The organism is Streptococcus mitis (assembly GCF_946188685.1).
GTDB lineage: Bacteria > Bacillota > Bacilli > Lactobacillales > Streptococcaceae > Streptococcus > Streptococcus mitis_CC.
Genome location: NZ_CAMHWH010000043.1, coordinates 1 through 247, shown reverse-complemented (window position 1 = coordinate 247; position 247 = coordinate 1). Strand labels below are relative to the sequence as shown.

1 protein-coding gene is annotated in these 247 nt (G+C 64.4%); it reads left to right on the top strand.

From position 1 onward, the window contains the following. A partial coding sequence (locus tag N8N51_RS10395) for a DNA polymerase III subunit chi (RefSeq protein ID WP_261104148.1) occupies positions 1-247 on the top strand: 247 nt, incomplete at both ends.

The window sequence follows — 247 nt, the reverse complement described above, 5'->3', positions numbered from 1 at the left end:
GCTCGCCTGGACTTTGCCTGCAAACTCACGGAAAAAGCCTGGCGCATGGGCCACCGCATCTACCTGCACTGCAGCGATGCCGCCCAGCGTGACGACCTCGATGCCCGCCTGTGGCGCTTCAAGGGCGAGAGCTTTGTGCCCCACGGCCCCGCAGAATCGGAGCCGGACAGCCAGGTGGTGCTGGGTGTGGGCGACAGTTGTGGCGATCACCATGACCTGCTGGTCAACCTGGACCTGAAAGTGCCAG